35 protein-coding genes and 1 pseudogene are annotated in these 23366 nt (G+C 37.2%); all 36 read right to left on the bottom strand.

Annotation, left to right across the window (positions count from 1 at the left end; translation table 11 throughout):
- Positions 1 to 5: 5 nt before the first annotated feature.
- Positions 6 to 1156, bottom strand: a pseudogene (locus IGL98_RS02600) (hypothetical protein).
- A 293-nt stretch (positions 1157 to 1449) separates the two neighbouring features.
- Positions 1450 to 1833: a 50S ribosomal protein L17 gene (gene rplQ / locus IGL98_RS02595; RefSeq protein ID WP_010761666.1), complete on the bottom strand. Its 384-nt coding sequence runs from the start codon at positions 1831 to 1833 to the stop codon at positions 1450 to 1452.
- 27 nt (positions 1834 to 1860) lie between these two features.
- Entirely contained in the window at positions 1861 to 2799 is a 939-nt protein-coding gene (locus tag IGL98_RS02590) for a DNA-directed RNA polymerase subunit alpha (RefSeq protein WP_010761667.1), read from the bottom strand.
- An 80-nt stretch (positions 2800 to 2879) separates the two neighbouring features.
- Positions 2880 to 3269 carry a 30S ribosomal protein S11 gene (gene rpsK, locus IGL98_RS02585; protein ID WP_010761668.1) on the bottom strand — a complete coding sequence of 130 codons (390 nt, stop codon included), beginning with the start codon at positions 3267 to 3269 and terminating at the stop codon, positions 2880 to 2882.
- Between the two features lie 27 nt (positions 3270 to 3296).
- On the bottom strand, positions 3297 to 3662 hold the full coding sequence (gene rpsM / locus IGL98_RS02580; protein ID WP_010766211.1) for a 30S ribosomal protein S13: 366 nt from the start codon (positions 3660 to 3662) through the stop codon (positions 3297 to 3299).
- 18 nt (positions 3663 to 3680) lie between these two features.
- The gene (gene rpmJ, locus IGL98_RS02575; RefSeq protein ID WP_002288710.1) at positions 3681 to 3797 is read right to left on the bottom strand and encodes a 50S ribosomal protein L36; all 117 of its coding nucleotides are present in this window, start codon (positions 3795 to 3797) and stop codon (positions 3681 to 3683) included.
- A 32-nt stretch (positions 3798 to 3829) separates the two neighbouring features.
- The gene (infA, locus tag IGL98_RS02570) at positions 3830 to 4048 is read right to left on the bottom strand and encodes a translation initiation factor IF-1 (RefSeq protein WP_002356224.1); all 219 of its coding nucleotides are present in this window, start codon (positions 4046 to 4048) and stop codon (positions 3830 to 3832) included.
- A 194-nt stretch (positions 4049 to 4242) separates the two neighbouring features.
- Entirely contained in the window at positions 4243 to 4893 is a 651-nt protein-coding gene (locus IGL98_RS02565; protein ID WP_010766212.1) for an adenylate kinase, read from the bottom strand.
- A gap of 86 nt (positions 4894 to 4979) precedes the next feature.
- A complete protein-coding gene (gene secY, locus IGL98_RS02560; protein WP_206846228.1) occupies positions 4980 to 6278 on the bottom strand; it encodes a preprotein translocase subunit SecY in 1299 nt (432 codons plus the stop codon).
- On the bottom strand, positions 6278 to 6721 hold the full coding sequence (rplO, locus tag IGL98_RS02555) for a 50S ribosomal protein L15 (RefSeq protein WP_206846230.1): 444 nt from the start codon (positions 6719 to 6721) through the stop codon (positions 6278 to 6280). Before rplO ends, secY begins: the two co-directional genes overlap by 1 nt.
- 36 nt (positions 6722 to 6757) lie before the next feature.
- Positions 6758 to 6937, bottom strand: a complete 180-nt coding sequence (rpmD, locus tag IGL98_RS02550; protein ID WP_069645933.1) for a 50S ribosomal protein L30 — start codon at positions 6935 to 6937, stop codon at positions 6758 to 6760.
- A gap of 13 nt (positions 6938 to 6950) precedes the next feature.
- Positions 6951 to 7451: a 30S ribosomal protein S5 gene (rpsE, locus tag IGL98_RS02545; RefSeq protein ID WP_069645934.1), complete on the bottom strand. Its 501-nt coding sequence runs from the start codon at positions 7449 to 7451 to the stop codon at positions 6951 to 6953.
- A gap of 20 nt (positions 7452 to 7471) precedes the next feature.
- Entirely contained in the window at positions 7472 to 7828 is a 357-nt protein-coding gene (gene rplR / locus IGL98_RS02540; protein ID WP_010761675.1) for a 50S ribosomal protein L18, read from the bottom strand.
- A 96-nt stretch (positions 7829 to 7924) separates the two neighbouring features.
- Entirely contained in the window at positions 7925 to 8461 is a 537-nt protein-coding gene (gene rplF, locus IGL98_RS02535) for a 50S ribosomal protein L6 (protein WP_206846232.1), read from the bottom strand.
- Positions 8462 to 8492: 31 nt separating this feature from the next.
- Positions 8493 to 8891, bottom strand: a complete 399-nt coding sequence (gene rpsH, locus IGL98_RS02530) for a 30S ribosomal protein S8 (RefSeq protein ID WP_010761677.1) — start codon at positions 8889 to 8891, stop codon at positions 8493 to 8495.
- Between the two features lie 35 nt (positions 8892 to 8926).
- Complete coding sequence (locus IGL98_RS02525; protein ID WP_002356214.1) at positions 8927 to 9112, bottom strand: type Z 30S ribosomal protein S14; 186 nt, start codon at positions 9110 to 9112, stop codon at positions 8927 to 8929.
- A gap of 18 nt (positions 9113 to 9130) precedes the next feature.
- Positions 9131 to 9670 (bottom strand): 50S ribosomal protein L5, encoded by a 540-nt coding sequence (rplE, locus tag IGL98_RS02520; RefSeq protein WP_010766217.1) that lies wholly within the window; start codon positions 9668 to 9670, stop codon positions 9131 to 9133.
- 26 nt (positions 9671 to 9696) lie between these two features.
- Positions 9697 to 10005: a 50S ribosomal protein L24 gene (rplX, locus tag IGL98_RS02515; RefSeq protein ID WP_010761679.1), complete on the bottom strand. Its 309-nt coding sequence runs from the start codon at positions 10003 to 10005 to the stop codon at positions 9697 to 9699.
- Positions 10006 to 10039: 34 nt separating this feature from the next.
- Entirely contained in the window at positions 10040 to 10408 is a 369-nt protein-coding gene (gene rplN, locus IGL98_RS02510; protein ID WP_010761680.1) for a 50S ribosomal protein L14, read from the bottom strand.
- 59 nt (positions 10409 to 10467) lie between these two features.
- Positions 10468 to 10734 carry a 30S ribosomal protein S17 gene (gene rpsQ / locus IGL98_RS02505; RefSeq protein WP_010761681.1) on the bottom strand — a complete coding sequence of 89 codons (267 nt, stop codon included), beginning with the start codon at positions 10732 to 10734 and terminating at the stop codon, positions 10468 to 10470.
- Between the two features lie 23 nt (positions 10735 to 10757).
- Positions 10758 to 10946, bottom strand: a complete 189-nt coding sequence (rpmC, locus tag IGL98_RS02500) for a 50S ribosomal protein L29 (protein ID WP_010761682.1) — start codon at positions 10944 to 10946, stop codon at positions 10758 to 10760.
- The gene (rplP, locus tag IGL98_RS02495; RefSeq protein ID WP_010761683.1) at positions 10936 to 11370 is read right to left on the bottom strand and encodes a 50S ribosomal protein L16; all 435 of its coding nucleotides are present in this window, start codon (positions 11368 to 11370) and stop codon (positions 10936 to 10938) included. Before rplP ends, rpmC begins: the two co-directional genes overlap by 11 nt.
- A gap of 2 nt (positions 11371 to 11372) precedes the next feature.
- Positions 11373 to 12029 (bottom strand): 30S ribosomal protein S3, encoded by a 657-nt coding sequence (rpsC, locus tag IGL98_RS02490; protein ID WP_206911562.1) that lies wholly within the window; start codon positions 12027 to 12029, stop codon positions 11373 to 11375.
- A 110-nt stretch (positions 12030 to 12139) separates the two neighbouring features.
- The gene (gene rplV / locus IGL98_RS02485; protein WP_010761685.1) at positions 12140 to 12487 is read right to left on the bottom strand and encodes a 50S ribosomal protein L22; all 348 of its coding nucleotides are present in this window, start codon (positions 12485 to 12487) and stop codon (positions 12140 to 12142) included.
- A 21-nt stretch (positions 12488 to 12508) separates the two neighbouring features.
- The gene (gene rpsS, locus IGL98_RS02480; protein WP_010761686.1) at positions 12509 to 12787 is read right to left on the bottom strand and encodes a 30S ribosomal protein S19; all 279 of its coding nucleotides are present in this window, start codon (positions 12785 to 12787) and stop codon (positions 12509 to 12511) included.
- Positions 12788 to 12829: 42 nt separating this feature from the next.
- Positions 12830 to 13660: a 50S ribosomal protein L2 gene (gene rplB, locus IGL98_RS02475; protein ID WP_069645936.1), complete on the bottom strand. Its 831-nt coding sequence runs from the start codon at positions 13658 to 13660 to the stop codon at positions 12830 to 12832.
- Between the two features lie 38 nt (positions 13661 to 13698).
- Complete coding sequence (gene rplW, locus IGL98_RS02470; RefSeq protein WP_010761688.1) at positions 13699 to 13989, bottom strand: 50S ribosomal protein L23; 291 nt, start codon at positions 13987 to 13989, stop codon at positions 13699 to 13701.
- Positions 13989 to 14612 carry a 50S ribosomal protein L4 gene (rplD, locus tag IGL98_RS02465; RefSeq protein ID WP_010770620.1) on the bottom strand — a complete coding sequence of 208 codons (624 nt, stop codon included), beginning with the start codon at positions 14610 to 14612 and terminating at the stop codon, positions 13989 to 13991. Before rplD ends, rplW begins: the two co-directional genes overlap by 1 nt.
- Positions 14613 to 14637: 25 nt before the next feature.
- Positions 14638 to 15267, bottom strand: coding sequence for a 50S ribosomal protein L3 (gene rplC / locus IGL98_RS02460; RefSeq protein ID WP_010761690.1), 630 nt, complete (start codon positions 15265 to 15267; stop codon positions 14638 to 14640).
- 24 nt (positions 15268 to 15291) lie between these two features.
- Entirely contained in the window at positions 15292 to 15600 is a 309-nt protein-coding gene (gene rpsJ / locus IGL98_RS02455; protein ID WP_002389727.1) for a 30S ribosomal protein S10, read from the bottom strand.
- 540 nt (positions 15601 to 16140) lie between these two features.
- On the bottom strand, positions 16141 to 18030 hold the full coding sequence (locus IGL98_RS02450; RefSeq protein ID WP_206911561.1) for a glucosaminidase domain-containing protein: 1890 nt from the start codon (positions 18028 to 18030) through the stop codon (positions 16141 to 16143).
- A 22-nt stretch (positions 18031 to 18052) separates the two neighbouring features.
- Entirely contained in the window at positions 18053 to 18916 is an 864-nt protein-coding gene (locus IGL98_RS02445; protein WP_206846236.1) for a hypothetical protein, read from the bottom strand.
- A 36-nt stretch (positions 18917 to 18952) separates the two neighbouring features.
- Positions 18953 to 19279 carry a hypothetical protein gene (locus IGL98_RS02440; protein ID WP_206846237.1) on the bottom strand — a complete coding sequence of 109 codons (327 nt, stop codon included), beginning with the start codon at positions 19277 to 19279 and terminating at the stop codon, positions 18953 to 18955.
- A 68-nt stretch (positions 19280 to 19347) separates the two neighbouring features.
- Positions 19348 to 19752: a hypothetical protein gene (locus IGL98_RS02435; RefSeq protein ID WP_206846239.1), complete on the bottom strand. Its 405-nt coding sequence runs from the start codon at positions 19750 to 19752 to the stop codon at positions 19348 to 19350.
- 4 nt (positions 19753 to 19756) lie between these two features.
- Entirely contained in the window at positions 19757 to 20698 is a 942-nt protein-coding gene (locus IGL98_RS02430; protein ID WP_206846241.1) for a hypothetical protein, read from the bottom strand.
- Between the two features lie 15 nt (positions 20699 to 20713).
- Positions 20714 to 23314 (bottom strand): lysozyme family protein, encoded by a 2601-nt coding sequence (locus IGL98_RS02425; protein ID WP_206911560.1) that lies wholly within the window; start codon positions 23312 to 23314, stop codon positions 20714 to 20716.
- Between the last annotated feature and the right edge of the window lie 52 nt (positions 23315 to 23366).

The raw sequence follows: 23366 nt of genomic DNA, 5'->3' as shown, positions 1-23366 counted from the left end.
CATTTCTATAAACTCAATAAGATACTTGAAAAGATTCCTGCAAGAACAACGGATACGATCGTAACTGTTATAAATCCAGCCACTAACATCGGCGGCATCATATGACTTGTCAGTGCTTCTTTTTCCTTTTCATCTTCGGTCAATGACTGAATAACTTCATTGGTAATAATATAATCTGCTGGGAAGCCGTATAGGGCCGTTAACGAAACTGCAAAAGCCATTTCCTTACTAACACCAATCACAATAATACCGACCATTGGTAAAAATAATTCTTCTAGCATCTCTGGCGTGGCTTTTTTCAATCCGTCAAAAATAAATAACATTAATCCTAAAATCGCAAAACCAAAACTATTCGCTTTTTTCAATGGTTGTTTCTCTAGAAAACCTAGTGAAGACGCTACAACACCAAAGAATAAACATAAAACAAATGGGCTAATTGAAATAAAAGGTGCACACCACACTGAAACATAATATGCAGCCCACGCTACGATTGCCAACCGAAAGATCCGAGAAAAATCAGTGTGGTATTTTTCAGGAATATTTCTAAATAACCTTGGTATATCTTCATCAGTTTCAGCTTTTCCATTTTCTTGTTCGTGAACAGGTGTCCATTCCCCACTGCGGTACTTTTCAAGCATTCGTTTTCCTTCTTTTTTCAGCATGATCGAAGTTAACGGATAACCAGCAAAGCCCTGCATCACATAAATCAAAATTGCTAATACCGATAGTGACGTTAAGCCAGCCGTTTGAGCCGCTTCTGACATGATCAGCGAAGACACCACTCCTCCAACAAGTGGTGGAACAGCGACTAGAACAGTTTTGTAATCAAAAACCAATGAGCCTACCGTCAGTAATAGTACAACGATTCCTAAATCCCAGAAAGTGTGATCACGATTGTTTTCCATTGATTTGCTAGTTCTTTGATTGATAACAATGTTCCCATATTTGTAATCAGCAGATACATCAATAATGTTGCAACTACTGGTGGGATTCCAGCAATCTCAACGATGTTCTCTGGGAAAAATGTCCAATAACCTATAACAAATAATACTGCACAGACAAAAACAGATGAAATCCATGCTTTAGTCTTACTTGATACAACATCTCCAATATACAAAATGGCCATCAATAGCGTAAAAGCTGTCATTTGTGCCATGTTACTCCCCCTTTAAAGCTCTATCTTATTTTATCTGAAAATTCCGACTAATAAAAGTATACTAAAAATTACACTTGGATGCAATAACATAACAAACATTATCACTATTATCTGTACAAAACAAAAAAGTCCTAAGACAAAAAATCTTAGGACAAAAAAATACACCTTATAATATGATGAGTGCTCCCCTGCCGAACCAAGTTCGACAGGGAAAGCGTTGAGCTAGACTAGGAGTCGCCTCCAACATCATAACACTCTAAAAGAATCATCTATAAAGTGACGGTATAGTTTGATTATTTAACAAATTCGATAATTACCATTGGTGCTGCATCTCCGCGTCTTGGTTCTGTCTTCAAGATACGAGTGTAACCACCTTGGCGCTCAGCGTAACGAGGTGCAAGGTCATTGAATAACTTTTGTAAAGCTGATTCAACAACGATTTTTTCGTCTTCTTCACGTACGCTAGCAACTTCGTTACGTACAAAAGTAGCTGCTTGACGACGAGCATGAAGATCTCCACGTTTGCCTAAAGTAATCATTTTTTCTGTTGTAGAACGGATTTCTTTCGCACGAGCTTCAGTCGTAACGATACGTTCATTGATAATTAAATCAGTTGTTAAGTCACGCAACATTGCCTTACGTTGGCTTGATGTGCGTCCTAATTTACGATAACCCACGTTGGTTTTCCTCCTTCGTAAAAAGTATTAATCGTCTTTACGTAAGCCTAAACCTAAATCATGTAGTTTTAGTTTAACCTCTTCAAGAGATTTACGACCTAAATTACGTACTTTGATCATTTCTGGTTCAGATTTATTTGTAAGTTCTTGTACAGTGTTAATACCTGCACGTTTTAAACAATTGTATGAACGAACAGACAAGTCTAGTTCTTCGATGGTCATTTCTAGCATTTTTTCTTTTTGCGTTTCTTCTTTTTCAACCATGATTTCAGCGTTTTTCGCTTCATCAGTAAGGTTAACAAAGATGTCTAAATGCTCCGTCATAATCTTAGCAGCTAAGCTAAGGGCTTCTTGAGGAATGATTGAACCATCAGTCCATATTTCCATTGTTAATTTGTCGAAGTCATCACGACGACCAACACGAGTGTTTTCTACTTGGTAGTTCACACGACGAACTGGCGTATAGATGGAATCAACAGGTAGAACACCAATTGGCATATCTTCCTTTTTGTTCTCGTCTGCTTGAACATAGCCACGACCAGGTTTCACTGTTAAGCGAGCATGGAAAGTAGCTCCTTCAGAGACACTACAGATAATTAAATCTTTATTCAAGATCTCAACATCGCTGTCAACGATAATATCGCCAGCAGTTACTGTAGCAGGTCCTGTAATATCGATCTCAAGGGTTTTTTCTTCTTCTGCATAAAGCTTTAATGCTAAACCTTTGATATTCAAGATAATTTGAGTTACGTCTTCTCTTACACCTTTAATGGTAGAGAATTCGTGCAACACACCATCGATTTGAATATTGGTAATAGCGGCTCCCGGCAAAGAAGATAATAAAATACGACGTAGAGAATTGCCTAAAGTAGTCCCGTAACCTCTTTCCAGTGGTTCAACGACGAACTTGCCATAATCTCTATTCTCATCAATTTTTTCGATTCTTGGTTTTTCAAATTCAATCATTCTTATCTATACCCCTTTCAAAACGAAAAGTGTCTTGTTCAATGACGTTCTTAATTCAAACTCAGAATGAGTGGCACTCATTAAACACGACGGCGTTTTGGAGGGCGGCATCCATTATGAGGAACTGGAGTCACGTCACGAATTGCAGTCACTTCTAAACCTGTTGCTTGCAATGAACGAATCGCTGCTTCACGTCCAGAACCAGGTCCTTTAACTGTTACATCAACAGTTTTAAGTCCATGTTCTTGTGCTGCTTTAGTTGCAGCTTCTGCGGCCATTTGAGCTGCAAACGGTGTTGATTTTTTGCTTCCTTTAAAACCTAATGAACCTGCAGATGACCATGCTAATGCATTACCATGACTGTCAGTGATCATTACAATTGTATTGTTGAATGTAGAATGGATATGTGCAATCCCAGTTTCTATATTCTTTTTCACACGGCGTTTACGACTAACTTTTTTTGCTGCCATGAAGATCTAACCTCCTTCACTTAGGAATTATTTTTTCTTGCCTGCTACAGTACGAGCTGGGCCTTTACGAGTACGTGCATTATTTTTCGTGTTTTGTCCACGAGTTGGTAATCCACGACGGTGACGGATTCCACGGTATGAACCGATTTCCATCAAGCGTTTGATGTTCAAGTTCACTTCACGACGAAGATCACCTTCAATTTTTAACTTATCAATTTCCGCACGGATAGCATCTGTTTGTTCGTTTGTTAAATCGCGAACACGAATATCTTCAGATACGCCAACGTTTGCTAAAACTTTTTTAGCAGTAGTGTTACCAATACCAAAAATGTAAGTAAGGGAAATCACTACACGTTTATCACGAGGGATGTCTACTCCTGCAATACGAGCCATTCTACGTTACACCTCCTATTATCCTTGACGTTGTTTATGTTTTGGATTTGCTGGGCAAATGACCATAACACGTCCTTTACGGCGAATTACTTTACAATGTTCACACATTGGTTTTACTGATGGTCTTACTTTCATGATAATACCTCCCTGAATTTTACGGAGTACAATTATTTAAAGCGATAAGTGATTCGACCACGAGTTAAATCATATGGAGATAACTCTACAGTTACTTTATCTCCAGGTAAAATACGAATATAATGCATACGGATCTTACCGGAAACAGTAGCAAGAACTTGGTGTCCATTTTCTAGTTCAACTTTAAACATTGCATTCGGCAAAGTTTCGACGACTGTACCTTCGACTTCAATCATATCTTCTTTAGCCACGCACAGTACCTCCTTGTACTTGTTTCGCATTTTCACACGATAAAATGGCGGAAACTTCAGCTCCCACCTAGAATTTTCAATTAAGCTCCCACAAAAAGGTAGAAGTCGGACTGTTATATTCTATCATAAACTATTCTATTTGGCAAGAGAATCTGAATCAAACACAAATGGTAAGTATGCGGCAAATCAGATAACTATTTTTTTTCAATGATTTCTTTCACTTCAGAAAAAACAGTATCGATCTCGCGATTCCCATCTATTGTATGCAATACATTTTTAGCCTTGTAAAAGTCTAAAATAGGTGCACTGCTTTTGATGTTGACTGCCAGACGGTTTTTGACCGTTTCAGGCTTATCATCTTCTCTTTGATAAAATTCATGTCCGCCGCAACGATCACATGTTCCTTCTACAGTAGGAGGATTGAAGATTTTATGATACGTTGCTCCACATGAGCGGCAGATAAACCGGCCAGCTAAGCGTTCAACCAAAATCTCTTCTTCAACATGGATGTCGATGACAGCATCAATTTTTTTATTTAATTCTGTTAACATTTTATCTAATGCTTCTGCTTGATCCAAAGTACGTGGAAAACCATCTAATAAAAAACCTTTATCAGTATCAGGTTCTGCCAAACGTTCTTTGACAATTCCATTTGTTACATCGTCCGGAACCAAAGCACCTTTATCGATATAGGATTTCGCTTCTAAGCCAAGAGCAGTTTCGTTTTTCATAGCAGCACGGAACATATCTCCTGTAGAAATATGAGGAATACCATAAGTATCCACGATCTGTTCTGCTTGAGTTCCTTTGCCTGCCCCAGGCAATCCCATTAAAATGAGGTTCATTTCATTTCCTCCTAATTTTAAAGGCTGGCTTTTGAAGCTAGCCTAGCGAGAGAATGGTGCTGAGGATGATCCTCAACACACGACTCCTACTTATTGATAAAGCCAACATATTGACGTTTCAACATTAAACCTTCTAATTGTTTCGCTGTTTCTAAAGCAACACCTATTACAATCAGTAAGCTCGTTCCTCCTAGACCGATAGACTGCGGTAATTTCCAAATCATTTGAGCAATGATCGGTAATAGCGCAACTAAACCTAAGAATATCGAACCGACAACACTTAGTCTCATTAACATTCCAGAAATATATTCTTCTGTCCCTTTACCTGGTCGTACGCTTGGAATATAACTTCCTTGTTTTTGTAAGTTTTCCGCTAATTTCTCAGGGTTAACTTGAACAAAAGCATAGAAGAATGTGAAAGCAACGATCAGTACAGTATAAATAATCGCACCTGGAACGGTATTGTAACTAAAAATTTGCGTCATTACATCATACCAACCTTCACCAGAATAACTCTTAGAAAAGGCTTGTAAAACAGCATTCGGCGTTGCAATCAACGAACTAGCAAAGATAACTGGGATAACCCCTGCAGCATTTACTTTTAACGGTAAATAACTACTAGTCGGCGCACCAGAAACACGTTTTGTATATTGGATCGGAATTTTTCGTTCTGCCTGCTGGAAAAATGTTACTAATGTAACAATAACCAAAATTGCAATGATTAAAATTGCAATAAAAATAGCAGATTGCCAAATTTTAGAAGAGTCAATATTGATAAAGTAATCGTCAACGATTTCTTTGATTCCTTCTGGTAACCGAGAAATAATCCCAGCGAAGATAATCATTGAAACCCCATTACCGATCCCTTTTTCAGTAATTTGTTCTCCTAACCATGTAACAAACATTGTTCCACCAGTTAAAATTACAGAGATCATCACAAAAGTGCTGATGTTAGGATTTTTTACGATCCCAACTGAACTTAATTGTTGAAATCCAGCAGTAATCCCAATAGATTGAGCAATACCCAAGACAATCGTTAGATATCTTGTTGCTTGATTCAATTTCTTACGTCCAACTTCACCTTGCTTCGACCATTCTACAAATTTTGGTACGATATCCATTTGTAATAATTGGATGATGATCGATGCTGTAATGTAAGGCGAAACCCCCATCGAAAAGATAGAGAAGTTTTGCATAGCACTACCACTGACCATATTCAACATATTTAAAAATGGCAAATTGCTTAAGTCTTGCAAACCTTTTGCATTTACGCCAGGTACAGTTATGTGCGCACCTAAACGAAATACAAAAAGAATGAATACAGTAAACAAAATTTTTGATCTAATGTCTTTTACTTTAAAAGCATCTTTTAATAGTTTAAACATTAGATCACCTCGATTGATCCACCAGCTGCAACAATTGCTTCTTCTGCTGCTTTAGAGAATTTAGCTGCTTTCACAGTTAATTTTTTAGTTGTTAATTCACCATTAGCAAGAACTTTGATTCCAGCTTTTTCGTTTTTCACGATTCCAGCTTCAATCAAGCCTGCAGGTGTTACTTCAGTTCCATCTTCGAAACGATTTAAGACATCTAAGTTGATGACTGCATAATCTTTACGGTTGATGTTCGTGAAGCCGCGTTTTGGTAAACGACGGAATAATGGAGTTTGACCCCCTTCAAATCCTAGTCTTACACCACCGCCTGAACGAGCTTTTTGCCCTTTTTGTCCACGGCCAGATGTTTTACCATTACCAGATGAAGTACCACGTCCAACACGGTTACGTACTTGGCGTGAACCTTCAGCAGGTTTCAATTCATGAAGTTTCATTGGTTTGGCACCTCCTTAACAATGTACTATTGTAAATTAAACTTCTTCAACGTCCACTAAATGTGACACAGTGTTGATCATACCTTTGATTGCTTCGTTAGCAGGTTTGACAACAGAGCTGTTTACTTTTCCTAAACCTAATGCTTTTACTGTATCTTTTTGGTTTTGAGGACGTCCGATGATGCTGCGTTTTAATGTAACTTTTAATTCAGCCATTCTTTTGTCCTCCTTATCCTAAAATTTCTTCTACAGATTTACCACGAAGTGCTGCCACTTCTTCGGCACGTTTTAATTGTTTTAAACCATCAACAGTTGCGCGAACAACGTTGATTGGTGTATTCGAACCTAATGATTTTGATGTGATATCAGCTACACCAGCTAATTCCAATACGGCACGAACTGGTCCACCAGCGGCTACCCCAGAACCTTCTACTGCAGGTTTCATAAGGATACGGCCACCACCGAATACCCCGATCACTTCGTGAGGGATACTAGAACCAACCATAGGCACTTCAACTAAGTTTTTCTTCGCGTCTTCGATTGCTTTACGGATTGCTTCTGGCACTTCTTGTGCTTTACCAGTCCCAAAGCCAACGTGACCGTTTTTATCTCCCACAACAACTAGTGCTGCAAAGCGTAGACGACGTCCACCTTTAACAACTTTAGTTACACGGTTGATAGAAACCACGCGGTCTTCTAATTCCAAGTGTTTTGGATCAATATAAACCATGAATGGTGTTCCTCCTTCTCCTAAAATTCTAGTCCATTTTCACGCGCTGCTTCAGCTAAAGCTTGCACGCGGCCATGGTAAAGGTATCCACCACGGTCAAAGACTACTACTTTAACGCCTTTTTCAGCGGCACGTTCAGCGATTAATTTACCAACAGCTGCGGCTGTTTCTGTTTTGTTTCCACCTGAAATTTCTTTATCTAAGGCAGAGGCACTTGCTAGCGTTACACCCGCTACGTCATCAATGATTTGCGCGTAGATGTTTTTGTTAGAACGGAATACGTTCAAGCGTGGGCACTCAGCAGTACCAGAAATTTTGTTACGTACACGACGATGTCTCTTTTGACGTGTTTTATTTTTGTCTGGTTTTGTAATCACAATTGTCACCTCTTTATATTTGCTAGCTACTAAGCTGCGATAGACAACGGATCGTTATTTTTCAAACTGAGTTGAAAAATAACTCTCAAGTCGCTATTATTTACCAGTTTTACCTTCTTTACGACGTACGAATTCGCCAACATAACGGATTCCTTTGCCTTTATAAGGTTCTGGAGGACGAGTACCACGAATATTCGCTGCTAATTCACCAACGTGTTCTTTGTTAGCGCCTTTTACAACTACTTGTGTATTCGAAGGTACTTCTACAGTTACACCAGCTGGTGGTGTGATTTCTACTGGATGAGAGTACCCAACGTTAAGAACTAATTTAGTCCCTTGCATTTGAGCACGGTACCCAACCCCGATAAGTTCAAGACCTTTTTCAAAGCCTGTACTTACACCAACAACCATGTTGTTGAAGTTCGCACGAGTTGTTCCGTGGATTGTTTTCATTTCTTTGCTATCATTCGGACGAGTGAATGTTACTTCATTTCCTTCGATATTCATTGTGATATCAGAAGAGAATTCACGTGTTAATTCACCTTTAGGTCCTTTTACAGTAATGTTGTTTCCTTCTTGTTTGACTTCAACGCCAGCAGGAAGTACAACGATTTTATTACCAATACGGCTCACTTAGAGACACCTCCTTGTGTGTTTTTTTAAATTACCATACGTAGGCGATTACTTCGCCGCCGATGTTTTTTGCTCTTGCTTCTTTATCAGTTACAACACCTTCAGAAGTAGAGATAATCGCGATTCCTAGACCATTCAATACTTTAGGTACTTCGTCAGATTTGACATAAGCACGTAAACCTGGTTTAGAGATACGTTTTAAGTTTGTGATAACACGTTCTTCGTTTTTACCATATTTAAGGAAAACACGAATCACGCCTTGTTTGTCATCTTCGATATATTCTACATCGCGTACGAAACCTTCACGTTTCAAGATTTCAGCGATATCACGTTTGATTTTTGACGCAGGCACTTCTAAGCTTTCATGTTTAACCATGTTTGCATTACGAATGCGCGTTAGAAAATCTGCAATTGGATCTGTCATGACCATTGAACTATTTACCTCCTTTATGCGAGTTTACTTGTTTACCAGCTAGCTTTCTTCACGCCGGGAATTTGACCTTTATAGGCAAGTTCGCGGAAGCAAATACGGCAAAGATGAAATTTACGATAAACTGAATGTGGACGTCCGCAACGTTCACAACGAGTATACGCTTGTGTTGAATGTTTTGCAGGGCGTTTGTTTTTAGCAATCATTGATTTTTTAGCCACGTAGTTCGCCTCCTTTTATTATTTTTGGAATGGCATACCTAATTGTGTCAACAATTCACGAGATTCTTCATCTGTGTTTGCTGTAGTTACAATAACGATGTCCATACCGCGTACTTTATCTACTAAATCATAATCAACTTCTGGGAAGATTAATTGTTCTTTAACACCTAAAGTATAGTTACCACGTCCGTCAAAAGCTTTTTTGCTTACTCCGTGGAAGTCACGTACACGAGGTAGAGAAACAGATACTAATTTATCTAAAAATTCGTACATTCTTTCTCCGCGTAAAGTAACTTTCGCACCGATTGGCATTCCTTCACGTAAACGGAAACCAGCGATTGATTTCTTAGCTTTTGTGATCAATGGTTTTTGACCTGTGATCAATGCTAATTCTTCAACTGCTTTATCTAAATTTTTTGCGTTTGAAACAGCGTCACCCACACCCATGTTAATAACGATCTTATCAACTTTTGGTGTTTGCATAACTGAACTATAATTAAATTTTTCCACTAATGATGGAGTAATCTCTTTAATATATTTTTCTTTCAGGCGGTTCATTTAGTAAGCCCCTCCTTCCTTTTAATCTATTTATCTAAGACTTCACCGGTTTTTTTAGAAACACGGACTTTTTTACCATCGACTTCTTTGTAACCTACACGACCAGCTACACCTGTTCCGTCAATCACCATTACATTAGAAACATGAATCGGCGCTTCGACTTCTAGGATTCCGCCTTGCGGCGCTGCTTGATTTGGTTTTTGGTGTTTTTTCATAATGTTAACACCTTCAACGATGACTTTGTCTTTTTTAGGAAACGCTGCTAATACAACGCCTTCTTTATTTTTGTCTTTACCAGTGATAATTTTCACTTTATCGCCTTTTTTAACAAACATTACTGTTTCGCACCTCCTTTGATACGTGTCCTGATTATAATACTTCTGGTGCTAGAGAAACGATCTTCATGAAGTTGTTTTCACGTAATTCACGTGCAACAGGACCGAAGATACGAGTTCCACGCGGGCTCTTATCATCACGAATAATTACAGCAGCATTTTCATCAAATTTAATGTATGAACCGTCTGTACGACGAGCTCCTGATTTAGTACGAACGATAACGGCTTTTACGACTTCACCTTTTTTGACAACCCCACCTGGCGTTGCATGTTTAACCGTAGCAACAATCACGTCACCAATATTAGCAGTTTTACGTCCAGAACCACCTAGTACTTTAATCGTTAAGATTTCACGAGCACCTGAGTTATCTGCGACTTTTAATCGGCTTTCTTGTTGGATCACGATGTGTATCCCCCTTTCAGATTTTATGTTTCAATCTATATAGGAAAATCTCGTTTTTATTAGATAATAACTGCTTCTTCGACTACCTCTAGTAAACGGAAACGTTTTGTAGCTGATAATGGACGAGTTTCCATGATTCTTACGATGTCTCCAACTTTTGCAGTGTTGTTTTCATCATGAGCTTTGTATTTCTTAGAATATTTCATACGTTTACCATAAATAGGATGGTTTTTCTTTGTTTCTACGACAACAGTGATAGTTTTATCCATTTTGTCTGAAACAACACGACCTTGGTAAACTTTGCGTTGATTTCTTTCTTCAGTCATACGCGTTTGGCCTCCTTCCACTATTAGTTAGCTTGTTCACGCAATACTGTTTTGATGCGTGCAATCGATTGACGTACTTCTTGAATACGTGCAGTGTTTTCTAATTGACCTGTTGCTAGTTGGAATCTAAGATTAAATAATTCTTCTTTGAATTGCTTTTCTTTTTCAAGCATTTCGGCAGTGGTTAATTCTCTGATTTCTTTAACCTTCATTCGATTCACCACCCATTTCCTCACGTTTTACAATTTTGGTTTTCACCGGTAATTTGTGGGATGCAAGGCGAAGTGCTTCACGAGCTACTTCTTCAGGTACGCCTGCGATTTCAAACATGATCTTGCCACGTTTAACTGGTGAAACCCAGCCTTCAGGAGCCCCTTTACCTTTACCCATACGAACACCAATAGCTTTACTTGTGTATGATTTGTGAGGGAAAATTTTAATCCATACTTTCCCGCCACGTTTCATATAACGAGTCATAGCAATACGGGCAGCTTCGATTTGACGGTTAGTAATCCAGTGAGATTCGGTTGCTTGTAAACCCCATTCACCAAATGTTACTTCTTTTCCACCTTTGGCTTCACCACGCATTTTACCTCTAAATTCACGACGGTGTTTCACACGTTTAGGTACTAACATGATTATTTCCCTCCTTTCTCAGTGTTTTTTTTCGTTGGAAGAATTTCTCCACGGTAAATCCACACTTTAACTCCTAATTTTCCGTAAGTTGTGTCTGCTTCTTCCCATGCGTAATCAATATCAGCACGCAAAGTGTGAAGTGGAACTGTACCTTCAGAGTAACCTTCTGAACGAGCGATATCAGCACCGTTTAAACGACCTGATACTTGTGTTTTGATTCCTTTAGCGCCTGAACGCATAGTGCGTTGGATCGCTTGTTTTTGAGCACGACGGAAAGCAACACGGTTTTCTAATTGACGTGCAATTCCTTCGCCTACTAATTTTGCATCTAAATCTGGTTTTTTGATTTCAATGATGTTGATATGAACTCTTTTACCAGTTAATGAATTCAATGATTTTCTTAGGTTTTCGACTTCAGATCCGCCTTTACCGATAACCATACCTGGTTTAGCTGTGTGGATTGAAATATTCACACGATTTGCAGCGCGCTCAATCTCAATTGTAGACACAGCGGCATCAGCAAGTTTTGTCGCGATAAATTTACGGATTTTTAAATCTTCGTGTAAGAACTCAGCATACTCTTTTTCAGCATACCATTTTGCATCCCAGTCGCGGATGATGCCTACACGCATTCCTATTGGATGTACTTTTTGACCCACTGATTGTCCCTCCTCTTAATCTTTTAAGGTTCGGTTGCCACTATTTCAAAATGCTGATGCATTAAGAATAATGGACCTCCTCTTATCAAGTGACATCTGTTTAAAACAGATTATTTTTCTGATACGACTACTGTAAGATGACTTGTACGTTTGTTAATTGGTGATGCTGAACCTTTTGCACGTGGACGGAAACGTTTCATTGTTGGTCCTTCGTTAACAAATGCTTCAGATACTACTAAGTTTTCAACGTCTAAGTCAAAGTTATTTTCTGCGTTAGCAACTGCTGACATTAAAACTTTTTCAATGATTCCAGCAGATTTGTTTGGCATGAATTTCAAGATAGAAATTGCATCCGCAACGCTTTTACCTCTGATAAGATCGATTACTAAACGGGCTTTACGAGGTGAAGTGCGAACTGTTTTAGCAGTTGCCTTAGCTGATGTAATTTGTTCTGACATTTGCATTTCCTCCCCTCAAAATTAACGTCTAGTTTTCTTATCGTCGGCTCCGTGGCCACGATAAGTTCTAGTTGGTGCAAATTCACCTAATTTATGTCCTACCATGTCTTCTTGGATGTATACAGGAACGTGTTTACGTCCATCATATACGGCAATTGTAAATCCAACGAATGTTGGAAAAATTGTAGAACGGCGAGACCAAGTTTTAATTACTTTCTTCTTTTCGGCACCTTGTTGAGCTTCTACTTTTTTCATTAGATGCTCATCTGCGAAAGGCCCTTTCTTTAAACTACGACCCATGGTGAACCTCCTCTCAAAATGTACGACACATGGTCAAAAAAATTATTTAGTACGACGACGAACGATAAATTTGTCGGATTTTGCTCTTTTGTTACGAGTTTTCAAGCCGATAGCTGGTTGACCCCAAGGTGATACTGGAGCTTTACGTCCGATTGGTTGTTTACCTTCACCACCACCGTGTGGGTGATCGTTCGGGTTCATTACGCTACCACGTACAGTTGGGCGTTTACGCATCCAACGAGAGCGGCCTGCTTTACCAATGTTGATTAATTCGTGTTGTTCGTTACCAACAGAACCGATAGTTGCACGGCAAGTTGCTAAGATCATACGAACTTCACCAGAGTTCAAACGGATCAATACGTATTTGCCTTCTTTACCAAGTACTTGAGCACTTGTTCCAGCAGAACGAATCAATTGACCGCCTTTACCAGGTTTCATTTCAATGTTGTGGACAACAGTACCTACTGGAATGTTTTCCAATGGTAGTGCGTTCCCTACTTTAATATCTGCTTCAGTACCGGAAACAAGGCGCATGCCTACTTCCAATCCTTTTGGTGCTAGAATGTATGCTTTAATTCCATCTTCGTAATGTACTAACGCGATGTTAGCAGAACGGTTTGGATCATACTCGATAGTTTTGACAACCGCTACAACGTTATCTTTATTACGTTTGAAGTCGATCATACGGTATTGACGTTTGTGACCGCCACCTTGATGACGAACTGTAATACGACCATTGTTGTTACGACCGGCATGGTTTTTTAATGGCGCCAACAACGTTTTTTCCGGTGTTGATGTCGTGATTTCAGCGAAATCAGATGCTGTCATATTACGACGGCCATTTGTGGTAGGTTTATACTTTTTAATCGCCACGTCTTTTTCCCTCCCATTTAATAGTTAACATGGACTGCTTATTCAGCAGCATCGAAAATTTGAATTTCTTTTGAATCATCTGTTAATGTCACAACAGCTTTGCGACGTTTTTTTGTGTAACCAGCGTGTTTGCCCATACGTTTAAATTTAGGGCGCACGTTAATGATGTTTACGTTTTTAACTTTAACATCAAATGCTGCTACAACAGCTTGTTTTACTAAAGTTTTGTTCGCACGAGTATCTACTTCGAAAGTGTATTTCTTTTCGTCCATAGCAAGCATGGATTTCTCAGTGATCACTGGGCGTTTGATTACGTCTAGTAAGTTCATTATGCAAGCACCTCCTCAATTTGAGTAAGAGCAGTTTGTGTTGCCAATACTTTAGTATTAGAAACGATATCTAAAACACTTACGTTATCAGAAGTTACTACAGAAACGTTTGGTAGATTACGAGCAGATAATGCTGCAAAATCATTGCCTGTTTCTAAAACAACTAATACTTTCGTATCAATAGATAAGTTTGTTAAAACTTGTTTGAATTCTTTTGTTTTTGGTGCATCAAAGCCTAAAGCTTCAACAGCAACCAAGTTGTTTTCAGCAACTTTATCTGACAATACAGATTTCATTGCTAAACGACGAACTTTTTTAGGAAGTTTGTAGCTGTAAGAACGTGGTGTTGGTCCGAAGACTACTCCACCTCCACGCCATTGTGGTGAACGAATTGAACCTTGACGAGCACGACCAGTTCCTTTTTGACGCCATGGTTTACGGCCACCGCCACGAACTTCTCCGCGGTGTTTTACTGAGTGTGTACCTTGTCTTAATGAAGCACGTTGCATGATGATTGCATCGTAGACAACAGTTTCATTTGGTTCGATTCCGAAAATCTCTTCGTTTAAAGTGATTTCACCATTTTGAGTTCCATCTTGTTTAAATAATGCTACATTCGGCATTCCTTAGTTCCTCCTTTCCCTACGCTTATTTAGCTTTCACAGCTGATTTGATTGTGATTAATGATTTTTTCGCTCCAGGAATGTTACCTTTGATCATGATTACATTTCTTTCAGCGTCCACTTTAACAATTTCAAGATTTTGAATTGTTACGCGGTTGCCACCCATACGGCCAGCAAGTTTTTTATTTTTAAATACACGGTTAGGTGCAACTGGACCCATTGACCCAGGACGACGATGGTAACGAGAACCGTGAGACATTGGTCCGCGGCTTTGTCCGTGACGTTTGATAACGCCTTGGAATCCTTTACCTTTCGAAGTTCCTGTAACATCAATAATGTCTCCTGCTTGGAAAACATCTACCTTAATTTCTTTACCTACTTCATATTCTCCTAGCTCAACATTTTTGAATTCCTTAATGAAGCGCTTAGGAGCCGTGTTTGCTTTTGCAACATGACCTTTCGCAGGTTTGTTTGATAAAACTTCACGTTTGTCTTGGTAACCGATTTGGATAGCTTCGTATCCGTCAGTCTCAACAGTTTTTACTTGTAAAACTACGTTTGGCGTAGCTTCAACTACTGTTACTGGAATTAATTCACCAGACTCAGTAAAGATTTGTGTCATTCCCACTTTTTTCCCTAAGATTCCTTTGGTCATGAGTACACCTCCATTGTCTTGATTTTATAGTTTGATTTCAATATTCACACCAGATGGTAAGTCAAGCTTCATTAAAGCATCAACTGTTTTTGGTGTTGGGTTCACAATGTCGATTAGACGTTTGTGCGTACGCATTTCGAATTGTTCGCGTGAATCTTTGTATTTATGAGTCGCACGAATAACTGTGTAAAGTGAGCGTTCTGTTGGTAATGGAATTGGTCCTGACACGTCAGCTCCAGTTCTTTTTGCTGTTTCCACAATTTTATCCGCTGATTGATCCAAAATACGGTGTTCATACGCTTTTAAACGGATACGAATTTTTTGTTTTGCCATCTTGTTCCCTCCTTCGCCTATTTTGAAAGTAGACATAGCTCCACGAAAATTTTTCCGTCACGCTCGTTCGTGGCAAAGCGTCCGGGCGTGTCGCAACCTCTCGTTTCTTAGCCGGTAGATCAAAAGCTTGATTTACCAGTGCTTTTTACACTTCTATAAATAGCACCTTTGTAATTATATTACAGAAACATAGTAATAGCAAGGTTTTTTTCAGAAAAATACAAACTCAATTTTTTAACTAATTTAATTGTGTATTTTAACTATTATTAATAGAAGGAAAAATAAACTTAAATAATTATGACTTTTTAAACAAGTGAATCTAAATATTTATTTAAGCAAAAAAATAAGACCTAATCCAGCCTCTTTATTATCACAATTCGTCTTCAGTTACCCTAACGCTATACTCAGGTTTGCTAATAATGTACTTATTTTTCACTCGTGCAACAGTTTGGCAACCCCGGCGTATCCTTCCTTGCAAAAAAAAGTAAAGCTACATCTAGATTTCTATCACTAGATGTATGCTTTAACTTTTTCTACGATTTATGGTTTTATATACGTGACTTGTGGAGAATAAGCAATATTATTGGGTATCACTCGATAAGACAATACCTTTAACCCTACTACATTTTGTTCTGATATTAAGATTCCATCTGATTTCACCGCTTCGACAAAGGCAACATGGCCATACGTAGCATCTGCACCTGCGACACCAGGTCGGAAGGAAATCGCTGAACCAACGGTTGGCGTGTTGCTTACTTTATAGCCTAAAGAAAGAGCTTTACTTCCCCAGTCACCACCATTTCCCATATAATCATCTATTCTCTGCCCCAATTGAGCAAAACGATTATATACGTACCATGTACATTGTCCTACAGGATATGAACCCGAACTATTATAATTTACATTATTGTATTCAGGATAAGTTACCTCTTTTTTGTAATCTTTCGGTATATCATCCGTTCTCGACAATGTTCCAGACCGATCATTCTCTTTTTTTTCATCAAATCGAGTTAATTTATAGGCTGCAATAATGGAATTCAATTTATTGTGATATTTACTGTCTGTAGCGTATTTACCAGTCAGCTCTCTTGTTGCATTCAGATAGTTTTTCGATTCTGAACGCCAAGTACCCTTGTAAAAATTTTCATTGGAAGATATGCCTTTACGTATCAACTGAATATAGTCTTTTAGTGTTTCCTCGTAATTTCTATATTTTCTAAAGGATGCTTTTATTGTATACATAGCACCACTGCCATCATCTTCGTTCGTGGAAAAAGAAACGCCTTCTCCCTTTATACCAAACAAATTATAATATGGTGCTTGTGAGAGCGTACTTGTCCCTGACCCACTCTCCAAAATAGCTTGAGCTATCATAACAGACGGAAATACATCATATTCTGTACCGAGTCGCTGTGCGGACTCACCAATTTTCGAAATAAAGGCTTCTGTCTCAGTGTTTACTGAAACGTCTATATTAGCAGCGTATCGTTCTAATACTTGTTGTCCCTCACTTGTTAGTGGTTGATCCAGATTCACTTGTACAGCATATTTAGAGAGTCTTTCCGACTTGTTTCTGTACTTTTTCATCGACAGTGATTCTTTTTTTATTTTGACGCTTTTTGTCCCTTGTTCAACATAAGCATATCTTTCTTGACCTAAATAAATAGCAACACTTGTTAATTGCTCGTTTTTTTCTAAAAATAAAAGGTCTCCCGGCTTCGCTTCACTTATTTTAATCAATTTACCGCTCTTACTTTGATCCTTGACCGTATTTCCAATCTCTTGGTTAAATAACCGCTGGAACATTCGTTGTATAAATTCACTGTTACTTGAATTGTCTCTATGCTTTTCACCTAGTTGATTTAACGTTTCTGCAACAATAACTGCTCGCTTTTTCTCATCAAAAGATGAAAGTAACGGTAAAACAAATCCATTTAAATCTGATTTATAAGTTCTTTTGTCTTTTAAATCCTCGGGCAATACAGTAGTAAAACTTTGGTTTTCAGAAGGAGCCTCGATTTCATTAGTATCCTGTTCACTTTCAATCGATTCGCTTGAAATTGCTTCGTCCGCTTGCTCTTGTTCACTTTCTACTATCATATCACTTGATGAAGTTGGTATCTTTTCTTCACTACTCGATGAGCTAATTATCTCGTTTTCGCTTTCACTACTTGATTCAACAGGTGTTTGTGTACTTGTTGAAGTAGTCGAATCAGATGTCTGAGCATTTGATTCTGAAGTCGAGGTTGTGGTACTCTCACTTTCTGTTAAAGAATCCTTTGTTTTTTCTGTTTGTTCTTTCTCAAAATTTTGAGTTAAATCGCTTTTTGAACTGTTATCAGCCAATGCTACCATCGGTGTAATGTATATCTGCATGATTCCAATGATATTAATAAAAGTAATTGCTTTTATTAATTGTTTTTTTTTCACATTTCTACCTCACTAACTTCCCTTATCTAGAATGTTCTTTGTTATCTTTTTTTATATTCAGATCTTGTTTTTTTGGGGTAGCCTTTTGGGCCTGATTTATTTTATCTCTTAGACTATTTTCTCCCGTTTCTTTTGTGGGTACTTTGTCTAAGTTTACTAGTTCAATATTAATCGACTGATTTTTTGGGTCTCCTTTGATGTCCTTGTAATCTTCAAATAAATTTACTAGTTTAGCATTAAGTTCTTCGGGAGCCAGCTTATGTTCATTTTTTATTAATTTTTTTGCCGCCTCCATCAATTTTTGAGCATATGTTGGATTTTCATCACTCTTAATTGTAACAAATCCACCCAAATCAAAGTGTTTATCTCGGACTTCATCTTGCATGGCCATGACTTTTCCGGATATACCATCTAGCACACTTTTTTCTTTTGATTCTTTAAGCTTCAGATATTTTTCCGCCATTTCATTCATACGGCCTTTATATTTTTTATACTTTTCGCCAAACTGATTCCCCCCATATCCTTTTTTTAGTTTTTCCAATTTTTCATCCAGTGATTTAGTTTGTTGAATATATATGTTTTTTCGACCTTGAGTAGCGGTTTTTATTTCAGGGGATAACTCATTTAGCTTTGTTTCCTCTCTTTTTACATCATGTTGCAAGTAACTTTCTAGAGATTCTAGCTCTGACAATACTTTTTTTTCATTTTTAATACATTCTGTTACGTAATCTATTTCTGCTAACTGTATACTATTTACTGCTTGTTTTGCGATTTTTTTATATTTTTTATTGAGTTTTAGTTTGTCTATATCGATTTTACTTACATCATCCTTGAATTTTTCTAGTTCTTTAGTGATGATATCGATTATTTTACTTGCTTCTGCCATGTATGGTTCCTCCTTGTTTTTGACTATACTTTCGTTTCATCGTTCATCGTCTTTCGACAATTCTTTTTTTTGTTTCTGATTATTTATAGAGTTTTTCTGATGTTCTTTTATTTTTGTCTGAACAGAATCAAGCTTATTTTTTAAACTTGTTTTACCGATTTTATCAGTACGCTCATTAGACATTGTTTTTTTAGTTTCATTAGAATTCGGGTTTACAGAAGTAGCGATCAAATCAAATAAACCAATTAATTGTTGTTCTGGACCAGTTTCTGAATTATCTCGTTGATTTAGTCTAGCTGATTTCTTAGAAGCAGCTGATTTTTTTTTGCTAAAGGTTTCATTTAATTTATTATTTTTTTTCAATTTATCAACTCCTACCCCCTAAGTTAGTGTTCCCTTATAGAAGTACTAAAAAATCAATCTAAATCTACTTATAATCCCAAAGCAATATCTTTTGATTTAACTTGCTGTCCGCCAAGATTTCGGTTTTGTTCCTCTGCTTTTTTAGTTGCAGAAGCAATCACTTGTTTCAATTCCTTTTTTTTCCCAATCGTTTTAGACTTATTCTGTGATTTAGTTGTTTTAGCTATATTATCTTTTAAATTCACTTTTTGACTATTACTTTTCCCTGTTGGTTCAGAATTTACCTTATTCTCTTTAAGCTGATCAACATTCTTATTTTTCTTGTTCTTTCGATAAGTAATAATTTTGGAAATCATACTCTTACCTGTGGATAAAAGCCCTTTTACTAGCCCTTTGGTTTGATTAGGTGCTTTTTTCATAGCTGACGTTAATCCCTTAACCTCTGGATCCTGATTTTCGCCATTGACTATCATTACGTCACTCCCCTTCTTTATCTTCTATCGTGACCACTTGGTTCTGATCTTCATCTGTGGTTACTTCTGTAATATTTTCAGCCTCTTCTTTTAAAGTACCATTTTGTGTTAATGATACATCTGACAATGCTTTTTTATATGTAGCTGTCCACAAGAACATTCCTGGTGCGGCGGACAAAACATATTGTGTTTCTTCTTCAGTAATTCTGAATGATATTTCCTCTACTTCACTGCTTTCTTGCTTATTTCTCGCAATAACAAACAAACAGCTTTTCTCTTCTAATTCCTGTGAAATGATTCGATAATCAAATACTTTAGATTCATTTTCATCTTTAGTATCATCGACTTTTACTTGCTCATAGGAATCTCTTGAAAAAAGCATATTGTATTTCATTCCTTGATTTTCTGCTAACCATGCTGTATTCCGTAAAATATCTAACCATTTCTGATTTTGAAGGTTTTCCATATTCTCTTTCTCGCTTGAAAAGTGGTTTAGAATTTTTGATTTTACCTCTTCATTTGGAAATAAGAGAATTTCATCTTCACCTTCTTTGAGATACATCACGGTATTCCCAAATCTTGTTTGTAATTGAAATGTTTTATTGCCATGTGTTTGGTCTTCAAAAACCATAGTTTGACCTACTAAACGATATGTTCCTGTTGTAATCCAGTTTGATGCGCTATACTTTCCATCTAGCTGAAGTTCTATAACTGTATTATCCGAACGATTAGAGTACCACTTGCCACTATAAATAGTGGCGTTATTGACTTCACGTTCTGTTTCTTTTTTGATTACTAATTCAGTTGATTCCTTCGTTTTATCAGCTTTCACTTGTTCTGATCCAGAAGAATACGACCATATAAAAATTCCTATGACTAAGACAACTAAGCCAAATACAGTGACTACTTTTCTGCCTTCTTTTGTTTCAATTAAATTTTTAATCATACCTTCTCCTTTTCTTTATTCATTTTCATCCATTCGAGTAATTCCATATCCAGAAATTACAACACTATCTACCGCGTATGTGTTTCTTTTCACTTCATTTTCTGAATTTCCTTCAATCGTTTGGATAGTATTTCCATCAAAATACTCTACGATTCCGACATGGTCTTTCCCTGTTTTTCCGCCATCCCAGTCGAAAAATATTAAATCCCCAATTTTAGGCGTGTAGGAGCTGGTAGCTGGTTGATATTTCTTAATTCCCTTAAACCATTGCACCATTTCTAATGTACTCGCACTTTTCGGTAATCTTCCTTCGTCTAAATAGCCAGCTTGATCTGAAACCCATGAAACAAATACTGCACACCAGCTTACTTGACTATCGAATCCAAACCAGCGCCAATATTTTTCTCCACCTTTATTGCCAATTTCACCTTCTGCTATTTTTATTAATCGCTCGTCATCTTTCATCATATAGCTAGTAACTTTCGGCACGTAAAACATATTTCCATAACTATATCTCCAGGTATATCCCATAGAAGTAGCAATTTCATTAGCATAGTTGACCACTTTTCCATTACTTTTTTCTCTAGAAAAATATTTAGCTGTTTCAAAATCGTAATCAAGCTCATGTTCTAGTAACCAATCAATATATCCTTCACCGTAATTATACGATTGAATAGCTGCACGAATATTCAACTGTTTTTCTTGTGTTCTTTTGATCAGTTTTGCAAGATACGACACACCTGCATCAATTGATTTTTCTGGTGTTGCAATACCATTAGGCGGTAATCCTAAAGATTCACTTGATTGCATGATATCAGGATATAATTCTGCAATACCTCCTGTTTCCGTCCATATAACAGATAAAATTAGATTTTCGTATCCCGAAATACCATATTTTTCCGTAGCTTTTTCTACTAGAGGCCGCCAACGAGTTATAAAATAGCCTGGATTAATGAGATTTCCCTGTACCCCGCCGCTCGGGCTCTTATGCCCTAAACTAGATTTATATTTAAAGGTCAATCCATCTATATATGCTGCTGGATATAGTGTTTTTCTTCCTACAAAACTTGTCCGTCTATCATACATAGCGATTTCTAAATTCCCTTTTGTTGTCCCTATTCGATCTCCTCTATTAAAATATTCTCCTTCTTTGACATAAATTTTCGATAAGTTATCATAATAGACTTTCATCTCACCTTTTGAATCGAACGTTTTAATTTCATTTTTTGAAACAGAGTCAACTTGTCCGTCTCCAGCTGCATAAACAGGGGTTCCTGACGAAGCTTCAAGAACTATATAATAGTGAAAATTATCAGGATCACGATCTCGATACCCATATTTCCCTATAACAGAACTTACTTTATCTTCACCCAAAGGATTGCTTAAAAAAATCTTACTTTCAAACCGCTCTAATTCCTGAATAGGTATAAAGCGATCCTTTTCTTCCTCAGTCATCAACTTGGGATTTTCATCTATAAATTGGTTGATTGTTTTTGTTTTTACTTTTATAGTAGCTGTATTGATTTTCTTTTCTACAACTTTTTCCGTTGTCTCACCTGTTTCTGAATCCGTAACGATGATTGTCTCTTTTACTTTTTTGTCTTTTTCTTTTATTACTTGATAGTCGAATACTTGATCATGAATATCTTTAACGTGATCATGTACCTTCCAAGATAAATAGTAGGATTCATATTTTGCATTAATATAGTATAAGTAAGTTTCTATATCTGAGGAATACATGAATTTATCTGGATCCGCTTTGATATTATTCACATAGAAGTACACCTTGTCATTTTTTTTATCCTCTACTAAACTTTTATACCTATCATGAATATCTTTGTTCTTCTGCGCATCGAATTGAGCAATATAATAGTAGGATTGAGCCAGTTCAGTATCTTCTGTTTTAAATGTAAATAATGTCGCAATAAAAGCCAAAATGGCTAAAATGACTGATAGAATCGTAATAACGACAGCGGTGATGACCGTGACCACAAGCATTGTCGCTATAACGGGAACTAAAAGAACCAGGGTTAAAATCATGCCAATAATATTCAAATCTCCATCTTTGTTTCTGCCTATCTTATCAATCAACATTTTTTGGAAGTTAGAACGCATAAAAGCTTTCTTTTTATTAGTTTTAGTAGGCGTCTTCTTGCTTCCTTTTATTTTGACAATGCTTTTCTTCCCAGAATCTTTAGAGACACTGATGCTTTTTTTTAATCCTTTTAAAAAAAACAGATTTTTCTTTTCAGCAGACTCGTTCTTTTTGACTCCACCCATTTTTCCAACAGGATTTCCATTATACGCAGAGGAGCCTTTTTTTGTGCGTTTTAATAATAATAATTTTTGAGCTTGTGCCTCTTTGCTGTTTTGTTTTTGTTTTGTAGTTAAAATTTTCGATTTTTTTTGAGTTGTGCGTATTATTTTATTATTTTTTGCTAGTGTATAATGAGATTTCGCATTGATTTTAAAACGATTCTCTGCCCCTTTAAACAAATTATCATTAGACATTCGGTTAAGATTTCGGTTATCTTTGGAAGCCATTAGGTATCTTCTCATTTTATTTCCATCTAGTTCCACTGAGCTTCTTTTACTAAATTTGTAGGGTTTACTCATAATAGCTATTCTCCTTTGCAGATCTTAGCTGAATACATATCATAATTAGTAT

Origin of the sequence: Enterococcus sp. DIV0840 (genome assembly GCF_050527835.1) — a bacterium.
Taxonomy (GTDB): domain Bacteria; phylum Bacillota; class Bacilli; order Lactobacillales; family Enterococcaceae; genus Enterococcus_L; species Enterococcus_L ureasiticus.
The sequence above is the reverse complement of the archived record's forward strand: the minus strand, read 5'-3'. Positions and strand labels throughout refer to the sequence as shown.

What these genes read in the sequence shown, in the direction of transcription:
- rplW (WP_010761688.1), bottom strand. Translation starts at nt 13,989, where the DNA reads ATGAACTTACTAGACGTAATCAAACGCCCAGTGATCACTGAGAAATCC.
- IGL98_RS02565 (WP_010766212.1), bottom strand. Translation starts at nt 4,893, where the DNA reads ATGAACCTCATTTTAATGGGATTGCCTGGGGCAGGCAAAGGAACTCAA.
- rpsQ (WP_010761681.1), bottom strand. Translation starts at nt 10,734, where the DNA reads ATGACTGAAGAAAGAAATCAACGCAAAGTTTACCAAGGTCGTGTTGTT.
- rpsS (WP_010761686.1), bottom strand. Translation starts at nt 12,787, where the DNA reads ATGGGTCGTAGTTTAAAGAAAGGGCCTTTCGCAGATGAGCATCTAATG.
- IGL98_RS02430 (WP_206846241.1), bottom strand. Translation starts at nt 20,698, where the DNA reads ATGATTAAAAATTTAATTGAAACAAAAGAAGGCAGAAAAGTAGTCACT.
- rplC (WP_010761690.1), bottom strand. Translation starts at nt 15,267, where the DNA reads ATGACCAAAGGAATCTTAGGGAAAAAAGTGGGAATGACACAAATCTTT.
- rpsH (WP_010761677.1), bottom strand. Translation starts at nt 8,891, where the DNA reads ATGGTCATGACAGATCCAATTGCAGATTTTCTAACGCGCATTCGTAAT.
- secY (WP_206846228.1), bottom strand. Translation starts at nt 6,278, where the DNA reads ATGTTTAAACTATTAAAAGATGCTTTTAAAGTAAAAGACATTAGATCA.
- rpsM (WP_010766211.1), bottom strand. Translation starts at nt 3,662, where the DNA reads ATGGCTCGTATTGCAGGAGTAGACATCCCTCGTGATAAACGTGTAGTG.
- rpmD (WP_069645933.1), bottom strand. Translation starts at nt 6,937, where the DNA reads ATGGCTGAATTAAAAGTTACATTAAAACGCAGCATCATCGGACGTCCT.
- IGL98_RS02425 (WP_206911560.1), bottom strand. Translation starts at nt 23,314, where the DNA reads ATGAGTAAACCCTACAAATTTAGTAAAAGAAGCTCAGTGGAACTAGAT.
- rplD (WP_010770620.1), bottom strand. Translation starts at nt 14,612, where the DNA reads ATGCCGAATGTAGCATTATTTAAACAAGATGGAACTCAAAATGGTGAA.
- IGL98_RS02590 (WP_010761667.1), bottom strand. Translation starts at nt 2,799, where the DNA reads ATGATTGAATTTGAAAAACCAAGAATCGAAAAAATTGATGAGAATAGA.
- rpmJ (WP_002288710.1), bottom strand. Translation starts at nt 3,797, where the DNA reads ATGAAAGTAAGACCATCAGTAAAACCAATGTGTGAACATTGTAAAGTA.
- rplX (WP_010761679.1), bottom strand. Translation starts at nt 10,005, where the DNA reads ATGTTTGTTAAAAAAGGCGATAAAGTGAAAATTATCACTGGTAAAGAC.
- rplP (WP_010761683.1), bottom strand. Translation starts at nt 11,370, where the DNA reads ATGTTAGTACCTAAACGTGTGAAACACCGTCGTGAATTTAGAGGTAAA.
- rplO (WP_206846230.1), bottom strand. Translation starts at nt 6,721, where the DNA reads ATGAAACTTCATGAATTGAAACCTGCTGAAGGTTCACGCCAAGTACGT.
- IGL98_RS02435 (WP_206846239.1), bottom strand. Translation starts at nt 19,752, where the DNA reads ATGATAGTCAATGGCGAAAATCAGGATCCAGAGGTTAAGGGATTAACG.
- rpsK (WP_010761668.1), bottom strand. Translation starts at nt 3,269, where the DNA reads ATGGCAGCAAAAAAAGTTAGTCGTAAACGCCGTGTGAAAAAGAATATA.
- IGL98_RS02445 (WP_206846236.1), bottom strand. Translation starts at nt 18,916, where the DNA reads ATGGCAGAAGCAAGTAAAATAATCGATATCATCACTAAAGAACTAGAA.
- rplV (WP_010761685.1), bottom strand. Translation starts at nt 12,487, where the DNA reads ATGTCAGAACAAATTACATCAGCTAAGGCAACTGCTAAAACAGTTCGC.
- rpmC (WP_010761682.1), bottom strand. Translation starts at nt 10,946, where the DNA reads ATGAAGGTTAAAGAAATCAGAGAATTAACCACTGCCGAAATGCTTGAA.
- rpsJ (WP_002389727.1), bottom strand. Translation starts at nt 15,600, where the DNA reads ATGGCAAAACAAAAAATTCGTATCCGTTTAAAAGCGTATGAACACCGT.
- rplE (WP_010766217.1), bottom strand. Translation starts at nt 9,670, where the DNA reads ATGAACCGCCTGAAAGAAAAATATATTAAAGAGATTACTCCATCATTA.
- rpsE (WP_069645934.1), bottom strand. Translation starts at nt 7,451, where the DNA reads ATGGTTTATATTGATCCAAAACACTTGGAATTAGAAGACCGCGTGGTT.